This window comes from Caballeronia sp. (assembly GCF_028292365.1).
Taxonomy (GTDB): domain Bacteria; phylum Pseudomonadota; class Gammaproteobacteria; order Burkholderiales; family Burkholderiaceae; genus Caballeronia.
On sequence record NZ_JAQGMM010000645.1, the window covers coordinates 1 to 3831 of the forward strand.

6 protein-coding genes are annotated in these 3831 nt (G+C 61.7%); 1 reads left to right on the forward strand and 5 read right to left on the reverse strand.

The features are described from left to right. Positions 1-278: ATP-binding protein (locus JWR14_RS37200; protein ID WP_366144633.1), on the forward strand; the 278-nt coding region annotated here is incomplete at its 5' end. Here the strand turns inward: JWR14_RS37200 and JWR14_RS37205 are convergent. From JWR14_RS37205 to JWR14_RS37225, 5 genes are all read right to left on the reverse strand, one after another. After that, a complete protein-coding gene (locus JWR14_RS37205; RefSeq protein ID WP_299719576.1) occupies positions 212-910 on the reverse strand; it encodes a response regulator transcription factor in 699 nt (232 codons plus the stop codon). The genes JWR14_RS37200 and JWR14_RS37205 overlap by 67 nt on opposite strands. Then, positions 907-2088, reverse strand: coding sequence for a pyrroloquinoline quinone biosynthesis protein PqqE (gene pqqE, locus JWR14_RS37210; protein WP_299719578.1), 1182 nt, complete (start codon positions 2086-2088; stop codon positions 907-909). Before pqqE ends, JWR14_RS37205 begins: the two co-directional genes overlap by 4 nt. Continuing rightward, positions 2085-2360, reverse strand: a complete 276-nt coding sequence (pqqD, locus tag JWR14_RS37215; protein WP_299719580.1) for a pyrroloquinoline quinone biosynthesis peptide chaperone PqqD — start codon at positions 2358-2360, stop codon at positions 2085-2087. The genes pqqE and pqqD overlap by 4 nt, the downstream gene beginning before the upstream one ends. Continuing rightward, the gene (pqqC, locus tag JWR14_RS37220) at positions 2357-3070 is read right to left on the reverse strand and encodes a pyrroloquinoline-quinone synthase PqqC (RefSeq protein WP_299719584.1); all 714 of its coding nucleotides are present in this window, start codon (positions 3068-3070) and stop codon (positions 2357-2359) included. Before pqqC ends, pqqD begins: the two co-directional genes overlap by 4 nt. 41 nt (positions 3071-3111) lie before the next feature. Then, on the reverse strand, positions 3112-3831 hold a 720-nt coding region (locus JWR14_RS37225; RefSeq protein WP_299719582.1), incomplete at its 5' end, for a pyrroloquinoline quinone biosynthesis protein PqqB.

Genomic DNA, 3831 nt, shown 5'->3' on the forward strand with positions numbered 1-3831 from the left:
TTCGGACTGCGGACGATACGCGTGATGAACGGAAGCAGCACGACGAGATCGTGGTGACCATGACCGACGACGGTCCGGGCATCGATCTGACAAAACCGCGTGCGGGCCTGGGACTGATCGGCATGCGTGAGCGTGTGGAGGCGATTGGCGGTGAGTTCCATATCGCCAGCCAGCGGGGCAGCGGTTTTTTGTTCTGCGCACGGGTGCCGGTTCAGGCCGGATTGCCCGAGCCGAACGAACCCAGTGAACCGGCCGAGTTGGCGAAATCGGTGAAATGAAGGCCCAGGCGGTTTGCCATCTGCGCAAGCTGCACGCCATTGTCCGCGCCGAACTTCTGCCGGATCACCGACTGATGGTTGGCAACGGTCTTCTGGCTCAGGCCGAGTCTTTCCGCGATGCTCGGCAGCGTATAGCCCTGCACCAGCAGACGCAGCACCTCGAATTCCCTTGCTGATAAATGACGTCCCGGCGGTCCCTCCTGGAACTGGGCCCGCAGCGCAAGTGCGTGCGACACGTCCGCGCTCAGGTAGCGTGCTCGTCTTGCGACCGCGCGGACCGCTTCGACCAGGACGTCGGGCGCGCTTGCCTTGGTCACGTAGCCTCGCGCGCCGGCATCGAGCGCGCGGCGCACGAAGATGGTTTCCTCGTGCACGCTGAAAATCAGCACATGGGCGTCGGGTTCGCGGGCGAGCATGCGCCGCATTGCTTCAATGCCGCTCGCGCCCGGCAACGCCAGATCCATCACGACAACGTCCGGGCGCAATGCACAGAAACGCTGGTACGCCTGCGCCGCGTCGGCGGCTTCACCGGCCACACTAACGTCGGGACTCAGTTCGAGCAGGCGCCGGTAACCTTCGCGCACCACGGCGTGGTCATCGACGAGGAGGACACTGATGTTGGCGATGGTCATTTGTGGACTCCCGCGAGATCGGTGACACTGCGATGGTTTGGGTTGTGGTCGTCAGGCGACGCCGCCAGCCGACGTGAATTGCTGTCGTTGCGAAACATGATCGGCTGCTCGTCCGGTTCGCGTTGAGCGGGTTGAGCGGCCGCCTGCCGCACCACGTTGATCACGGCTTCGTGATGGGGCGATTTATCGCAGACCGGATCGGCGTTGGCCGGGTCGCCGGTCAGCAAGTACGCTTGGCAGCGGCAGCCGCCTGCATCGATGGTTTTTTCCTCGCAACTGCGGCACGGTTCCTTCATCCAGTCGAAACCGCGAAAGCGATTGAACGCGTCGCTGTCGTACCAGATTTCGCGGATCGAGGTTTGCTTCACGTTCGGGAAGGTGAGACCGGGCAGCGAACGCGCTGTGTGGCAGGGCAGTGCGGCGCCATCGGGGGCGATGCCGAGAAAGACCGAACCCCACCCGTTCATGCATTTCTTCGGCCGCGTCTCGAAGTAGTCCGGCACGACGAAGTAGATCTTGCAGCGATCGCCGATTTCGCTTCTGTAGCGCTCAACCACGGCTTCCGCATCTTTCAACTGCTCGGCTGTCGGCATCAGTTGGGCACGGTTGGCATGTGCCCAGCCGTAGTACTGCGTGTTCGCGAGTTCCAGATATTCGGCGCCCATGGCGAGCGCCATGTCGATGATCTTGTCGACGTGAGGCAGGTTGTATCGATGCAGCACGCAGTTGAGTACCATCGGAAAGCCATGCGCCTTGATTGATTTCGCCACGCGATTCTTCAGGTCGAAGGTGCGCGTGCTGCTCAGGAAGTCGTTGAGTTCCTGGGTCGAGTCCTGGAACGACAACTGGATGTGATCGAGCCCGGCGTCTTTCAGCGCGTCGAGACGCTTGTCCGTCAAGCCGATGCCCGACGTGATCAGGTTTGTGTAAAAACCGAGCTGGCGTCCTTCGCGTACGAGCACTTCCAGGTCGTCGCGCAGCAGCGGCTCGCCTCCCGAGAAACCCAGTTGTGCCGCGCCGAGCGCACGTGCTTCGCGCAACACGCCGAGCCATTGATCGGTCGACAGTTCGCTGGCATGGTCGGTGTAGTTCACGGGGTTGTAGCAGAACGCGCAATGCAGCGGGCATCGGTACGTCAGCTCGGCCAGCAGCCACAGCGGCGGGGCAATATCGCTCATGTCGCCGCCTCCGCACTTTCCAGCCAGCCGCGGCGCTCGGCTTCGGCGACGAACAGACGGACTTCATCGCCAATGCCTTGCGCGTTGAAGGCTTGCTGCAAGTCCTTGATCAACATGTCGATATCGCGCGTGCCGTCGCAGCGCTTGAGTATTTCCCCGGCGCTTTGATTCAGCTTGACCATGCCTTCGGGATACAACAGCACGTGCGCTTCCTGCGCCGGTTCCCATTGCAGCCGAAAGATTCCCTTGAGCTTGAGCGTAGGCGATGTCATTGGGGAAAGGCCTTTTCAATGGCATCGAGCATGGACCACAATATGTCGAGCTTGAACTGCAGTATCTCGAGCGCGCGTTCCTGCTGTTCACGGGTCTTGAAGTAATCGAGCGTGACCTGCAAGCCGTGTTCAACATCGCGTTGCGCGAGCGAGATACGCGAGCGGAAATACGTCAATCCATCTGGCTCGATCCACGGATAACACGACGGCCACGTTGCAAGCCGGTCCTTGTGGATCTGCGGCGCAAAGATCTCGGTCAGCGATGAACACACCGCCTCCTGCCACGGCGCGCGGCGCGCGAAGTTGACGTAGGCATCGACGGCGAATTTCACGCCCGGCGTCACGTGTTGCAGCGACCAGAGTTCGTCGCGTGAGAGACCGACTGCGTCTCCAAGCCGGGCCCAGATTTCGATGCCGCCTTCGTCGTTGCCGTAACCGTCGTGATCGAGAATGCGCAGCACCCAGCGCCGGCGCGTCTCGCGATCGGGGCAATTCGACATCACCGCGGCATCCTTCAGCGGAATATTGATCTGGTAATAGAAGCGGTTCGCGACCCAGCCGCGAATCTGCTCGCGTGAACAGCCGCCCTCGTTCATCTTCACGTTGAACGGATGATGAATGTGATACGCGGTGCCCTTCGCGCGAAGCTGGGCTTCGAACGCTTCACGAGTCCAGGCGGTCGTGTGGTCCGTATTTTGGTTGCTGGTCATCGGAGTGGGGCCGTTCACTTGCGTCCTCCTGTAAGCGCTGCTCAAAGTTCGAATGCCATCCCGTCGAATGCAACTTCAATGCCGTGTTCGGCGAGTCGTCGTCGTTCGGGACCGTCTTCAACCAGGATCGGATTCGTGTTGTTGATGTGGATGAGGACCTTGCGCACTCCGGACCGTTCGATCGAATCAAGCACGTCGATCATGCCGCCCGCGCCGGTTTGCGCGAGATGACCCATATCGGCGGCGGTCTTTTTGGAGAGCCCGAGTTCGATCATTTCGTCCGGCGTCCAGAGCGTGCCGTCGACCAGCAGCAAGTCGGCCGCGTTCATCGCTTCGAGGACGTGCGGTTCTAGCGCACCCAGGCCTGGCGCATAGAACGCACGCTTGCCCGAGTGTTCATCGATGAACGTCAGCCCGATGTTGTCGCCACGTTGCGGTGCTTCGCGATGCGGGGAATAGGGCGGCGCCTTGCTCGAGAGCGGCAGCGCTTCAATGCGAATGCCCGGCAGCGCGGGAACCGCAAACGACGCTCCATCGAGCGGAATGGCGTGGCGTTCTACGCCGCAGTAATGCGCGAGTATCGACACAACTGGGAAGCCCGTGCTCAGGTCTTGCAGCACGGCGTCGGTGACGTAGAGCGGCAAGGGCGTGTCACGCTCGCGCAGCATCAGCAGGCCGGTCACGTGATCGATCTGCGCGTCCAGGGTTATCACCGCCGCAATGCCGCTGTCGCGCGCGCGACGTGCCGGCTGCAGTTCGGG